Source organism: Chryseobacterium sp. CCNWLW53, from assembly GCF_037083525.1.
GTDB lineage: Bacteria > Bacteroidota > Bacteroidia > Flavobacteriales > Weeksellaceae > Chryseobacterium > Chryseobacterium lathyri.
The window spans coordinates 14638-29080 of sequence record NZ_JBAOJR010000001.1; the positions used below are offsets into that span (position 1 = coordinate 14638).

The window sequence follows — 14443 nt, forward strand, 5'->3', positions numbered from 1 at the left end:
AACAAACATGTCAAATTATTCTAAACAAACCAATTGGGGACAGTTTATTCCCTTGGTTACTGTGTTTTTTTTCTGGGGATTTGTTGCAGCAAGTAATGACATTCTCATACCAGTTTTCCAAAAAGCCTTTAAATTGACCCAAACTGAAAGTATGCTCGTACAGATTTGCTTTTATGTGGCGTACACCGTGGGCTCTTTAATTTATATGGCTGTTTCAAAAGGTTTGAAACAGGATCTTATTAATAAAATAGGTTACAAAAATGGCCTTATCTTGGGTCTTCTTATTTCGGCCTCAGGAACTTTACTGTTCTATCCGGCAGCAAATCTGGCATCGTTTCCGTTGATGATCTCCGGTTTGTTCATTGTTGGACTCGGTTTCTCATTACAACAGATTGTAGCGAATCCACTAGCTATTGAAGTGGGACCATCTGAAACAGGATCTCAGAGACTTACCATGGCGGGAGGAATCAATAACCTGGGAACAACTATAGGACCGCTTCTCGTATCATTTGCGATTTTTGGTGCTGCATCTGCAGCTAATACAGAAGCAAGTATCGAAAGCGTAAAGGTCCCTTATCTTATGCTGGGAGTTGCATTTGTGCTGGTGGCCATCATGCTTAAGTTCTCCTCTCTTCCTGCAATCACTCCTACTATTATAGAGGATACTGACGATGTGATTCCGGGAGATCACAAAACATCCGCTTTTCAATACCCTCAGTTGGTAATGGGTATGATCGCAATTTTTGTATATGTAGGCGTAGAAGTTTCTACAGCAAGTAACCTTCCTGCTTATATGGAAAAAAGCTTAGGTTTTGAAACCAAAGATGTAGCGCCTTATATTTCCTTATACTGGGCTTCATTAATGATAGGCCGTTGGACGGGTGCAGTAGAAGCATTTGACCTGAGTGCCGGATTCAAAAAGATTCTAAGATTCCTTGCCCCTTATCTTGCATTCGGTGTATTCTTATTAGTGAATGCAATTGCTAAGCATGACCTTTCACCTTTCTATGTATACGGTGCTGTTATTATTGTGATGATCATCTGTGACATTATGAGTAAAGGAAACCCGGCGAGAATGCTTTTGATTTTCTCTGTAGCAGGTATAGCCGCCTTACTGATAGGAATGTTTACAACAGGGATGGTATCAGTATACGCTTTTACCAGTGTAGGATTATTCTGTTCTACCCTCTGGCCTTGTATTTTTGCTCTTGCAATCAACGGTCTCGGAAAGCACACCAACCAAGGTTCAGGCTATCTGATCATGATGATCATGGGTGGTGGTATTGTAAGCTTTATCCAGGGATATATTGCAGATAAAACCAATATTCACTTCAGCTATATCGTAGGTGTTGTGTGTTTTGCTTATCTTGCATTCTATGCAATCCGTGTAACGGGGATCTTAAAATCCCAGGGTATTGATCTGGATAAAATCTCTAAAGGCAGTGGTCACTAATACAACAAAAATAATATATAAAAAGAGATTTTGGGCAGGTGTATTACTTGCCCAATTTCTTTTGTTCTATGGCTTCTCAAAGTCCGGAACAACGATCTATTTCTTTGAACGTTTTTTCGAATTTCAGAAAAATATCCATCAAATACTTTTCAGCTGGATTCCTTTTTCTTTCGGAGATCTTATCTATATTCTCTTGGGAATTTTTCTTTTATACTGTCTTGCTTTATGTTTTAAAAAGAAAAGCAGAAACGGGGCTATTTTGAAGCTTCTGGCTACCATTAATATCTTTTACTTCATCTACCAGGTCTTTTGGGGAATGCTTTATTTTCAGACTCCTGTCATTAAAAAACTTTCCAGCCAAAAAGAACCTGAAATTGGTAAAGCAAAAACATTAGCCCTACGCTATCTGGAAAAATGCAAAGCTACCCGACAATCCGTTCAGGAAGATAAAAACGGAATATTCATTATTACCGATCTTACCTCTATCCAGACAGAAATTTTGCATCAGCAAGCCCGGCTTCCGAAATATATTTCGGATAAAAGTGCTCCACAGATCAATGCTTTTAAACCAAGTCTTTTCAAAAGTGTGATGAATTTCACAGGAATACTGGGATATTATAACCCTTTTACAGCAGAGGCCCAATATAATGCAGAACTTCCCCATACTCTTATCCCGTTTACTTCTGCACATGAAAGTTCTCACCAGCTTGGTTTTGCCAGAGAGCAGGAAGCCAATTTCATAGGCTATCTGATTGGTGTGAATTCCAAAAATACAGATTTAAGGTACAGTACTGAATATTTTACGTTAAAAAGTCTTTTAAGGTTTATTGTTGAGGAAGACCCCGAATTTGTAAAATCAGTCCTTAAACAATATTCTCCGGCAATGAAAAGAGACCGGATGTACGAAAGGAGTTTTATTTTCAGACATCAGGGGTGGTTGGATGATTTTTTCGGGTTTACGAATAATTTGTTTTTAAAAAGCAACCAGCAAGAAGGTGCTGTTACTTATTCTTACTTCATTGATCTCTTGTTGAATTACGAAAAGTAATAAACAAACAAAAGAATCGTATCAGGCGATACGATTCTAAAAACACAAATGATGAAAAAAAATTTATTACCTTGACTTGTTCCCTCATTCAAGGCGATGTAAAAGTACAATATATTTTATAAATACAAAAACATTTCCATTGTTTTTTAAAACTTTAAGAAAACTTTATGATTTTTTAAGTTTTTTTGTGTTCAACCTTGAAAATTAGAACCTTAACAAAAATTATGATTCAGTAATCAATCAACATAAAAAGCTAAAATAGACTAATAAAAATTCACAAAACTAAACATTTGTTTAAAAATAAAGCATTCATGTTTTTGCGGTTTTTTTATAGCCATAAAATTAGAGTTATTTAATAATATTATTGAAGATTCAACTTATTTTTAATCTAGCAACAAGAAAACATTAGCACGTATCATTTTACTTTATGGTCAAACTATAATAAATAAAAAGTAAAATTAAATTTAGAAACTAAAATGAATATTTCTGTAAAATAATTATACATGATGATGAGTAAAGCGCGGATATAATCCTTACTCTGAAAAATGAGAGAAATGGAGTAAAAACCTGTTAAAACAAAAAGCAATTGAAAATTATAACTTACCTGAGTTGATAAAAAGCTGATATGAAAAACAACTAATCTTCTAAAGTACAGATACGTTCGATAATCAGAGGCGAAACATTTTTTTCTTTAACAAATTATTGATATTCAAATTAAATCCACCAAAACATCCTTATATCTCACCCTTAATAGAAAAAAAATTTGTTTTTTTAAAACATCTGCGTATTTTAGTTAAAAATATTACTATGATTTTCGACAAGCTAATTAACTATCTAAAACTTGATAAACAGGAGTTTTCTTTTCAGTTCAATTCTCATCCAAACTATCCTTCTGCGTTGGCTTTTAGTGATACGCTTAACTTTATGGGCGTAAAAAATGATGCTTATGAACTTGATAAGGAATATTGGGATGAGCTGCCGGAAGAGTTTATCGCGATCGTAGATAATTCCTTTTCTCTGGTAAAGAAATCGGGAGCCAGTTATTCGGTTTATTCTGAAAAAGCCAAAACACTCAATAAAGAAGAACTTCATAAAAAATCAACAGATTTCGTCCTACTTTTTGAAAAAACTGAAAATGCAGAAAATAAGACAGCCTTTGATTTTAAACCTCTTTTATATGTTGTTTTCGCCATCATTCTTGGCTACTCTTTTTTCACTCAAACGATATACGAGGCTCTTTTTAATATTCTTTCCCTGGCAGGTGTCTATATTTCTCTGGAGATCTTCAACCAGAAATTCGGAAATACTTCTACAGTAATCGGAAGTATTTGTGGAGATACCTCTGCCAAACAGACTACCAATTCATGTGACAAGATCATCAAGCAGGATAAAACAAGTATTTTGGGTTTAAAATTCTCAGATTTTTCTCTGATCTACTTCACAGGGCTTGCCATACTGGGGCTTTTCTTACCGGCAACAGCTTATATTGTAAAAGGATTTACACTTGTTTCCGTATTGGCCATTGCCTATTCATTATACATCCAGGCTTTTGTAGAAAAGGCTTTCTGCAGAGTATGTCTTCTGATTATTTCAATCTTGTTAGGGCAATTAGTACTTAGCATTCTGTTTTTTCAAAGTACACCGTTTAGTGTGGGAATTCTATTATTAACAGCTGTTCTGTGGATCCTTGTTTTCTCTGCTGTTTTATATTTCAGCAACATTCTTTCTCAAAAAGAAAGTCTTCAGAAATCAAATGCTAAAAACCTTAGATTTAAAAGAAATTATGAACTTTTCAAAAGCCAGCTTTTAGAAAATGAAAAAATAGAATTCCAGGATACGGAGACTTTTGTATTAGGAAATAAAAACTCTAAACTTCGTCTTTCTATTGTATCCAATCCTTATTGTGGTTTTTGTAAAGACGGCCATAAGATCATGGAAGGGCTTCTTGAAAAATATCCTGATGACATTTCTGTACAGATCCGTTTCAACTACTCTACGGAAAGAGCTGATGAGAAATACACCAAATTACTTTCAGCTTTTAAACATATTTATCACAACAAGCCTGAAAAAGAATTTTTGAAAGCTGTTGAAGAATGGTTTGAAACAAAAGATGAAAACAAGATCGTCTCTTTATCGGGATCATCTACAACAGAAGATTTAACGCCATTTATTGAAATGACCAAGGATAACAGCAACAACGATCTGAACTTCACTCCTATTTTCATTCTCAACGGGCACCAGTTTCCAGACAAATATGACCGTGAAGATATTTGGTTCTTTGTTGATGAATTAATGGAAGATGAGGACTTTCAATAAATCTTTCCGGAATTGAAAAATTCACTATCTTAGGAAAAAATAAAAGCGAATTCCAAGAGCGGAAAATAAATAACTTAGTAACCTATGAAAAGCTTAAAGAAAATCTCAAGAGAGGGCTTAAAAACCATTAAAGGAGGACTTAGACAATGTCCTCTGGATGGAAATTGTGGTGGAGATCAATGCTGTGCAAACGGTGTATGCAGATCCATAGCCGGAGCTGGTCCTAATACATATTATTGTACTCCCCCTACATTGATTGATGTTACGCCGTAAACAGGTTAATAACTTTCAACCTTAAACAAGGTTCAATAATATGAAAAATCTAAAAAAACTGTCAAGAGAAAACTTGAGAATACTTCGAGGAGGTATCACAGAGATTAGCCAAATGATTAATTAGTACAACAATGAATAAAGTAAAAATGTCGTCATATGTGGCGACATTTTATAATGAGTATAAATTTTGAAGAAATTTCCCTTTTATAAACAGCCGGATGCTAAAGACTGCGGACCAACCTGCCTTAGAATAGTAAGTAAATATTACGGCAGGAGTATCTCTCTGCAGCAGATCCGTACACTTTCTGAAACCACCCGTGAAGGAAGCAGCCTTTTGGGGCTGAGTGATGCATCCGAAAACTTAGGATTCCGTTCCCTTGGAGTCCAGATCGATTTTAATACCCTTGCAGAAGAAGTACCGTTCCCATGTATTGTCCATTGGAATAAGAACCACTTCGTTGTTGTCTATAAAATTGATAAAAATAATAAAGTCTATATTTCAGATCCGAGTTACGGACTGATTACCTATACCCGCGAAGAATTTATTAAATTATGGATTGGGGAAAATGCCAACGAAAACACAGAAGAAGGTATTGCCCTTATTCTTGAAACAACGCCCGCATTTTTTCAGACAGAGTTTGACACAACGGAAAGTAAAGCCAGCTTCTCTTTCCTTTCGAAATACCTGCTTAAGTACAAGTCACTTGTTATACAGCTTGCCGTAGGTCTTTTGGCTGGAAGTTTACTTTCGCTTATATTTCCGTTTCTTACCCAAAGTATCGTAGATGTCGGAATACAGAACCAGGATCTCAACTTTATTTATGTTGTGCTTCTTGCTCAAATTATGTTATTCCTGGGAAGAATGGGTATTGAGGTGATCCGAAGCTGGATCCTCCTTCATCTTTCCGCAAGGATTAATATTTCGATCATCTCAGATTTCTTTATCAAGCTGATGAAGCTTCCTATAAGCTTTTTCGATACGAGAATGACGGGGGATATTATGCAGAGGATTAATGACCACCACAGAATAGAACAGCTTTTGACGAGTTCCTCGTTAAATACCCTGTTTTCACTTGTCAATCTTATCATCTTCAGTATTGTACTGTTGTTCTACGATTATAGACTTTTTATCGTTTATCTTGTAGGAGCAGCATTATATATTGGATGGATCAGTTTCTTTCTTAATAAGAGAAAAGAACTGGATTATAAAAGATTCTCTCAGGTTTCACAGGAACAGAGTAAAGTAATCGAACTGATCAATGGTATGCAGGAGATTAAAATGCATAACGCGGAAAAGCAGAAGCGTTGGGATTGGGAATTTTTACAGGTAAAGCTGTTTAAAATCAGGATAAAATCCCTATCTCTGGAACAATGGCAGTCTGTAGGAGGAAATTTCATCAACCAGATGAAAGATATTCTGGTAAGTTTCCTTTCTGCAAAACTGGTTCTGAGTGGCAATCTTACCTTGGGAATGATGCTCTCGGTGCAATATATCATTGGACAGCTGAACAGCCCATTATTGCAGCTTATCGATTTTATCAAACAGACTCAGGATGCAAAAATCTCATTGGAAAGATTGGGTGAGATTCACGACAAAGAAGATGAAGAAGACAAAAATGAACAGTATGCGGGTGAAATTCCGGAGAAAGACATTGATGTCAGCAATATATCATTCAGGTACATTGGATCTGATGTTCCTGTATTTGAAGATCTCACCCTTACAATTCCCTACCAGAAAACTACAGCTATTGTAGGGGCCAGCGGAAGTGGTAAAACCACACTTCTGAAGCTTTTGATGAAATTTTACGAACCTAATTCGGGAGAAATTAAACTTGGAAATACCCAGTTAAGAAATATTTCCCCAAGATTTTGGAGAGATCATTGCGGAGTGGTAATGCAGGAAGGATATGTATTCAATGATACTATAGCCAATAATATTGCGGTAGGTGAAGATCATGTGGACAAACAGAAATTAAGAAGAGCTGTAGAAATTGCCAATATCAAAGAGTTTATTGAAAGCCTTCCGTTAAGTTATAATACAAAGATTGGAAACGAAGGTGTGGGAGTCAGCGGTGGTCAGAAACAAAGGCTTTTCATTGCCAGAGCGGTTTATAAATCGCCGGAATTTATCTTCTTTGATGAAGCTACTTCTGCTTTGGATGCCAATAATGAAAAAGTGATCATGGAGAATCTTGAACAGTTCTTTAAGGGTAAAACTGCTATCGTTATTGCTCACAGATTATCCACGGTAAAACATGCCGACAAAATCATAGTTCTGGATAAAGGTAAAGTGGTAGAAGAAGGTAACCATGCCGAATTGGTCTCTTTAAAAGGGGAATATTACAGACTGGTGAAGAATCAGCTTGAATTAGGAAATTAACAATACTCTGAAAGCACAGGGAAAATTTATCTTTGAAACATGAAAGAAGACATCTTAGACAATATTGAACTTCGTTCGGAAAGTGTTCAGGACATTCTCACGCAGCCTCCTCATTGGATGATACGCTGGGGAAACAGCATTATATTAGTTATACTTCTGCTCATCCTTGTGATGAGCTATATCATCAAATATCCGGAATTTGTTTCCGCTCCCGTTATTGTTACGTCACAAAATCCGCCTGAAAAGATAGAAGCCAGAACCAGCTCAAAAATTGAAAAGATCTTTATTAAGGATCATCAGGAGGTTAAGAAAAATGATGTATTGATGGTGATGCAGTCCACAGCAAATTATAAGGATGTTTTGGAACTGAAAAAGCTTGTAGATTCTATTGCTCCCAATCAGCTTAGCTCTTTCCCGATTGCACAGACATCCAGATTCAAACTTGGAGAATTGCAGGGTGATTACAATAGTTTCGCAAAAGCTTTTCAGGATGAGGAGCTTTTCACGAGGCTACAGCCTTATGCTCCAGAAAATATCGCAGCGAATCAAAGTATCTCAGAATACAGGGGAAGAATCGCAACTTTAAAACAACAGAAAAACCTGGAATTAGCTAAATATGAATTATCAAAAAAAAGCTATCAGAGATCTCAGGAACTTTTCAACCAGGGAGTGATAGCTTCCGTAGAACTTGAAAATGAAAAAATAAAATATCTTCAGGCACAACAAAATCTTGAAAACCTTAATATTTCCATTTCACAAATGGATGAGGGAATTTCAAATCTGAACAAAACGAAAAGCGGCACAGCTATCAATACGGAAAAAGATAAAATAACATATTCTTCGCAGACTTTACAGCTTTTTGAACAGCTTCGTAAATCTTTAAAGCAGTGGGAACAAAATTATCTTGTTATATCATCCACAGATGGTATGGCCAGTTTTCAACAGTTTTTCGGAGAAAATCAATTTGTAAAAGTAGCAGAACCCATCCTTTCCATACTTCCTACAAACAAGGAAAAACTGGTAGGAAGAATGTCTGTTCCTACCGTTAACTCAGGAAAGGTAACTACAGGCCAAAAAGTATTGATTAAACTTGATAACTACCGTTTTCAGGAATATGGTATTGTAGAAGGAAAAGTACAGAATATTTCTCTTATTCCTGATGATAAAGGAAATTACTATGTAGATATCACTCTCCCCAAGGGATTAAAAACAAGCTATAATAAGAACCTTACGTTTGATAAAGAACTCAGAGGTAATGCAGAAATCGTAACACAAGATCTACGGCTTATTGAAAGATTTTTCTATCAGATCAGAAAATTATTGGGGTACCAAAGTTAATTTGCCCTCTTACATATAAAGAAACCGCGGCTGTTGTAAGCTGCGGTTTTCTATTTATGACACTATATTAATCCGGATTAAGCTCTCAATAGACATAAAATTAAAATAATGGAAAGCTTCATGGGGACTGAATTGGTTTATAATCACTGGAAACTTATAGTAAATGGTTTTAATTCATCTTAAAAGAATATAATGATGAATTTTATTTAAAATAAAAAAAGGAAAGTAATATGTATTACTTTCCCTTTTATTGTAGCGAAGACGGGAATTGAACCCGTGACCTCAGGGTTATGAATCCTGCGCTCTAACCAACTGAGCTACCTCGCCGTTTTGGTGGTGCAAATATAGAAAATATTTGTTTACCACCAAAATTATTTTAGCTTAAAATATTCCAAAACATTGCCCACGTGGTCTGGCTTATTGATTATCTTATTGTTAGCATCTAAAATAAAATAAGTAGGAGTTGCATGTACGTTATAGGTATCTACATAACTGCTGTTCCATCCTCTTAATTCAGAATCATTGATCCAAGGAAATGCAGCAATCTTTTGAGTGTAAGAATTCTTATCCATATCTAAAGACAGCCCAATAATCTGTATATTCTTTGCTTTTAAATCATTGTATTTTGCCAGAAGCTGAGGCAGCTCGCTTTCACAATGAGAGCATGTAGATGACCAGAAAACAATTATTTTCTTATCAGCTTTCACATCATACAATGATTTTGCAGATGTATTAGCCGGTGACTGGAATTTAACATTGGGAAATGTTGCTCCCATTTCAACATTGGCATTAGATTTTAAAGTAGTCGCCAGCCTGTCAGTGATAGTGCATTTAAGGTTTTTTGCAAGCGTAAGATATTTGGTTTTGAACTCTTCCATATCGTAGGCATCAAAAATATCAATCAGCTCTGACAAAACGGTTTGCCCTCTTGGAGTTTCAACCTTTAAACGGTCTAATAGGGTATCTACAGAGCCTGCAACATTCGTATTACCACCTGAATTAAGATATGAAACCAAAACAGGCCTTAAAAGTGAGGAAGACTCAAGCATGTCATTGGATTTATCCAGGAAGTTAACAATATCGTCCTGACTGGCTTTTTTTGCAGGATCTGTGGAGCTAGACAGAAATTTACTATAGTTGGTATTATAATAAGAAATGAATGGATGCTGGGCTGCATCAATACCGCTACTCATTCCGGCAAGTCTTTCTATCTCACTTTTTAATGCTTTTCCGAACTCAGTATTATCCTTATAATATTCTTTGATCTGTGCCAATGCCGGAAGGATAAGTTCTTTTTTCTGGGATCCTTCCTGCTGTTTGCTCATCAGATCATTAACTTCATCAAGATAGATAACATCTTTGAGTTTATTATTCTGAACATCCATTTTAATGCTTACATTTTTGTTTTCCGAAACAAAGTTTACCGCATTATTTGAAGCCGGAAAATATACCTTCATCATTCCCATATAATGGTTTGGATATTTAAAGGTCCATGTATTGTTCTTGCTCTGTTCTTTAGTAACGATTATATCTTTCGATCCGTTTAATGTATATAGAATGGCATCTTGATCTTTGAATTCTGCAGGAGCCTGAATGGTAACAGTAAACTGAGCCTGCAAAGAAAATGCAGATAATACTGCAGATAATATATAAATCTTTTTCATAAAGTAAAAATAAAAAAACTCTCTGACTAATCAGAGAGTTTAATGTTATTTTAATAAAATTTTAGGCTTTTTGGCTCTTCAATTTCTTTGTATAGTATATAATAAATACAACTGCAACAATAGACAGCAGATAAACATACATGTCAATAGGCGATGCAACCCCGCCGGGTCCTACCCCGCCGGTACCACCATCTTCTGGTGCTGGCGGTATTTCGTCAGCCGCCTTGACCAGTAGGGTCCCAAAAAAGAAAAGAGCAAGTACTAGTTTATTAATAGTTTTCATAATATTTATTTTAAGATTTTAGTGTTAACAGTTTCTCCCTTATCAGAAACAATTTTTACAACATAAGAATTTTTAATTGCTCCATTAAGCTCAATTACAAAATCCGTAGATGTATCAACTGCTTTTTTAGAGATAACTAGTTTACCGCTCATATCATAAACTTCAATATCTGCTTTTTTCCAGTTTGGATCGAATCTAACAATGTAGTTGGTAATTTCTGGATTGTATACCACCATTGTTCTTGAAGGTGTAGCAACTGTTTCTTTTGCGGCTAATACCACATTGCTTGGCTCACCATAATATAAATCATAAGATGCAACAGCATTAGGTGCAATACCATCCTGTGTTGCAGGTTGTAGAGTACCGTTTGATGCTTTATAGTAAAAGCCGATACCTGCAGATAGCAAGTGAGTTCCTGCTGGAACCAACTCCCCATTTTCTCTTATTTCAAATTTGTAAGATTTTACTTTACCGGTATCGTAATTTACCAGTTTAACATTCTTACCTTTAAAGTTACTTTCATTGGCTTCATTAATGTATAACCAATATTTAGATGTGTAGTTTGTATCATAACCCCCATTTAAAGCTTCTTCAAATGTACCGATAATGTTACTTCCTGCAGTTGCCTGAACAGTAGTTGCTACAGAAGTCTGGTGACCCGTAACAGAATTAGGTGAAACTACATAATAAGTTCTTGCAACTTCTTTTCCTGAATCATCTAAGCCAATTACTCCAAGCTGTTTTACCGTACCGTCGATGCTTTTTGCAGCATTTTTAGCAGCAGTAACACTATAATCAGTAGCAGCTGCTCTAACGGTTGAGTTAAATCTTCTAAGAGTATTAAAATCCAATGTTTGGGCAGTGTTATCTCTCAATTTCAGAACGAAAGTCTGCATTGGCTTGATGATCATACCAACATCCCCAACAGGAACCCCACCTGGATTAGTATAAGTCTGAATCAATGCTCCTGTACTGTAAGCATTTCCTTGTGATCCTACAACTACAGTTCCAGGATCATATCTAACTCCCCAAATATTAGAAATGTTATTTCCATCTGTGGTTCCTCCATTTTCTAAATATCCTATTCTTGATAAATCAAGATTAGTTAAGAAAGGGTTTCCAAATTGGTAAATATTCTTACCATAAGTAAGAGTCCAAGGAGTAATTGTGGTTTCAAACTGATCCTGCAGATAAGTATTGTATCTTTCGTTGTATCCATTGATAGCCGTACCATTTGTCCCAAAATTAACATTTCCTGCATTCTGAAGAGTTGTAGCAGAAGCAAATGTCGCATAAGGACGACCATTAATAGTATGCATAGCACTACTTACATCTAAGTTGTTATTGTTAGATCCAAGCATGTAGTACGCAGAACCATTACTGGTAGTAAGGGATAAGTCCGGATAATGATCAGCTATAGCTGCAGTATTGTTCCATTTTAGAATTTCGTTTTGGCTTCTTCTTACAGTGCCAAATGTTTTACCCAATTCAGTGGATAAAGTGCTCATAGTTTTACCAAAGAATGGCAAACCAACCTGTTGATAATAATTTCCAGTACCATTCTTTTTGGTTCTGAATTCCTTACTTACAATTCCAGTAATCTGTCCTTGGCTTAAACCATCAACATATAGCTGTCCGTAAGTAGACACATCGTCAGTAGCAGTGGGAGTATTAAGTCTTAAAATAATATTTCCGCCATCGGTTTTATCTGCACCGGCAGCGTCAATTGTTTTAAAAGCATCTCCAGATACGCCTACAACCATAACGTTTCCATGGACATCCAAAAGGCCATTGCCTCTTGTTTGTACACCTCCACCGCTATAAACTAGGGTACCTTCGCTTACATACATATTAGCATTAGTGTCAACATGACATAGTATCTGCGCCTGAACAGAGTAACTAATTGCTAAAAGACCTATAGCAAATAAACTTTTTCTCATTGTATAAATTATTTGTGTGTTAATACAATCTTCACCCGCAAAGGTAAGATTTTTTTTTAAAGAAAAAAAAATATTTTATTTATTAACAAAAATATTATCTTCAGTTAATATAATTTCTTTCTCTTCACCTATTGAAAACATATAGTCTTCCAGTACTTTTTCAGTTGTTCCTCTTAAGCCTCTGGCTCCCAATCCTTTTTCGATAGTCTCTTCTACGATCTTTTCAATAGCACCATCCGTAAATACCAAATTCGTGCCATCCATTTTGAAGAGTTCTACAAACTGATTGATGATCGAGTTCTTAGGCTCCTTCATGATCCTTATCATCGTCTCTTTGGTGAGCTTATCAAGGTAGGTAATGATCGGAAATCTACCCAAAAGTTCAGGAATTAAACCAAAAGAACGAAGATCGATTGCGTTAATATGCGTCAATACATATTCATCTTCATCAGTCTTATTGATTTTTTCTGAACTGAAGCCTATGGCCTGTTTATTCATTCTTCTTTCGATGATCTCTTTAATCCCGTCAAAAGCACCTCCTGCAATAAACAGAATGTTCTGAGTATTTACCTGGATATATTTCTGATCCGGATGTTTTCTTCCTCCCTGAGGCGGAACATTCACAATACTCCCTTCTAAAAGCTTCAGCAATCCCTGCTGTACACCCTCTCCGGAAACATCTCTTGTAATACTTGGATTGTCTGATTTTCTTGCAATTTTATCGATCTCATCAATAAATACAATTCCTCTTTCAGCCTTTTCCACATCATAATCTGCAACCATCAGTAGTCTTGAAAGGATACTTTCCACATCCTCTCCTACATATCCGGCTTCCGTAAGGATAGTAGCATCTACGATACAGAAAGGAACGTTTAGCTCTCTTGCAATGGTTTTTGCCAGAAGAGTTTTTCCTGTACCGGTTTCACCTATCATAATGATATTCGATTTTTCCAGCTCTACTTCCCTGTTTTCGTCCTGAGCGTGAAGCAGTCTTTTATAATGGTTGTATACTGCGATCGAAAGCTGCTTTTTGGCCTGATCCTGCCCAATCACATATTGGTTAAGGAATTCTTTGATCACTTTCGGCTTCTTAAGTTCGTCTATATTTGCTGCAGGAGAAGATCCTGTTTTAGAAACGCTGTCTTTTACAATAACATGCGCCTGTTCGATGCAGTTCTCGCAGATAAAGCCACTCTGCCCGGAAATAAGCATTTGTACTTCATTTCTTTTTCTGCCGCAGAAAGAACATTGGTTTGAGTTCATACTATATAATATATGTTAAAGAAAATCGTAAAAAATTTCTTTTTTACGATTTTACGATTTTATGCTTCAGAATTAATAATTGAGTTTTGGATCTCTTTATATTCTTCGTCTGTTAATTTTAGTCTTTCATTTCTGAAGTTCATGTCTTCCATCTTGTTTAAAGGAATAAGATGGATGTGCGCATGGGGAACTTCAAGCCCTACTACAGCTACTCCCACTCTTACGCAGGGAACAGCATTTTTAATTTTTTTAGCGACCTGCTGGGCAAATCCCCAAAGATTTTTATATTCTTCACTTTCCAGATCAAAGATCAGATCAACTTCTTTTTTAGGAATCACCAAAGTGTGTCCTTTCACCAAAGGCATTGCATCAAGGAGCGCTATAAAATGGTCATCCTCAGCAATTTTGTATGAGGGAATTTCACCATTAATGATCTTTGTGAATATACTGCTCATTTTTTAGAAATTAAATGTTAGAATTAGAAT

12 protein-coding genes and 1 tRNA gene are annotated in these 14443 nt (G+C 35.9%); 7 read left to right on the forward strand and 6 right to left on the reverse strand.

Annotated features, from left to right (window positions below; all coding sequences use genetic code 11):
* Window positions 1-7 precede the first annotated feature (7 nt).
* From V6R96_RS00055 to V6R96_RS00080, 7 genes are all read left to right on the forward strand, one after another.
* Window positions 8-1453: an MFS transporter gene (locus tag V6R96_RS00055; RefSeq protein WP_111957395.1), complete on the forward strand. Its 1446-nt coding sequence runs from the start codon at window positions 8-10 to the stop codon at window positions 1451-1453.
* The gene (locus V6R96_RS00060; protein WP_336377634.1) at window positions 1416-2501 is read left to right on the forward strand and encodes a DUF3810 domain-containing protein; all 1086 of its coding nucleotides are present in this window, start codon (window positions 1416-1418) and stop codon (window positions 2499-2501) included. The genes V6R96_RS00055 and V6R96_RS00060 overlap by 38 nt, the downstream gene beginning before the upstream one ends.
* 807 nt (window positions 2502-3308) lie before the next feature.
* A complete protein-coding gene (locus V6R96_RS00065) occupies window positions 3309-4817 on the forward strand; it encodes a vitamin K epoxide reductase family protein (RefSeq protein WP_336377635.1) in 1509 nt (502 codons plus the stop codon).
* Between the two features lie 84 nt (window positions 4818-4901).
* The gene (locus tag V6R96_RS00070) at window positions 4902-5090 is read left to right on the forward strand and encodes a bacteriocin-like protein (protein ID WP_223558330.1); all 189 of its coding nucleotides are present in this window, start codon (window positions 4902-4904) and stop codon (window positions 5088-5090) included.
* 40 nt (window positions 5091-5130) lie between these two features.
* On the forward strand, window positions 5131-5214 hold the full coding sequence (locus V6R96_RS20715) for a bacteriocin-like protein (RefSeq protein ID WP_407934742.1): 84 nt from the start codon (window positions 5131-5133) through the stop codon (window positions 5212-5214).
* Window positions 5215-5277: 63 nt separating this feature from the next.
* Window positions 5278-7470, forward strand: a complete 2193-nt coding sequence (locus V6R96_RS00075) for a peptidase domain-containing ABC transporter (RefSeq protein WP_223558329.1) — start codon at window positions 5278-5280, stop codon at window positions 7468-7470.
* A gap of 39 nt (window positions 7471-7509) precedes the next feature.
* Window positions 7510-8808: an HlyD family efflux transporter periplasmic adaptor subunit gene (locus V6R96_RS00080; protein ID WP_336377636.1), complete on the forward strand. Its 1299-nt coding sequence runs from the start codon at window positions 7510-7512 to the stop codon at window positions 8806-8808.
* A gap of 253 nt (window positions 8809-9061) precedes the next feature.
* Here V6R96_RS00080 and V6R96_RS00085 read toward each other — a convergent pair.
* The 6 genes from V6R96_RS00085 to V6R96_RS00110 form a co-directional block, all read right to left on the reverse strand.
* Window positions 9062-9135 (reverse strand) — tRNA-Met (locus tag V6R96_RS00085).
* 44 nt (window positions 9136-9179) lie between these two features.
* Window positions 9180-10472 (reverse strand): TlpA disulfide reductase family protein, encoded by a 1293-nt coding sequence (locus V6R96_RS00090; protein ID WP_336377637.1) that lies wholly within the window; start codon window positions 10470-10472, stop codon window positions 9180-9182.
* A gap of 61 nt (window positions 10473-10533) precedes the next feature.
* Window positions 10534-10755, reverse strand: a complete 222-nt coding sequence (locus V6R96_RS00095; protein ID WP_174772331.1) for a signal peptidase — start codon at window positions 10753-10755, stop codon at window positions 10534-10536.
* Between the two features lie 5 nt (window positions 10756-10760).
* The gene (locus V6R96_RS00100; protein WP_111957379.1) at window positions 10761-12695 is read right to left on the reverse strand and encodes a T9SS type A sorting domain-containing protein; all 1935 of its coding nucleotides are present in this window, start codon (window positions 12693-12695) and stop codon (window positions 10761-10763) included.
* Between the two features lie 75 nt (window positions 12696-12770).
* Complete coding sequence (clpX, locus tag V6R96_RS00105; protein WP_111957377.1) at window positions 12771-13958, reverse strand: ATP-dependent Clp protease ATP-binding subunit ClpX; 1188 nt, start codon at window positions 13956-13958, stop codon at window positions 12771-12773.
* 59 nt (window positions 13959-14017) lie between these two features.
* On the reverse strand, window positions 14018-14413 hold the full coding sequence (locus V6R96_RS00110) for an HIT family protein (RefSeq protein ID WP_111957375.1): 396 nt from the start codon (window positions 14411-14413) through the stop codon (window positions 14018-14020).
* Window positions 14414-14443 lie beyond the last annotated feature (30 nt).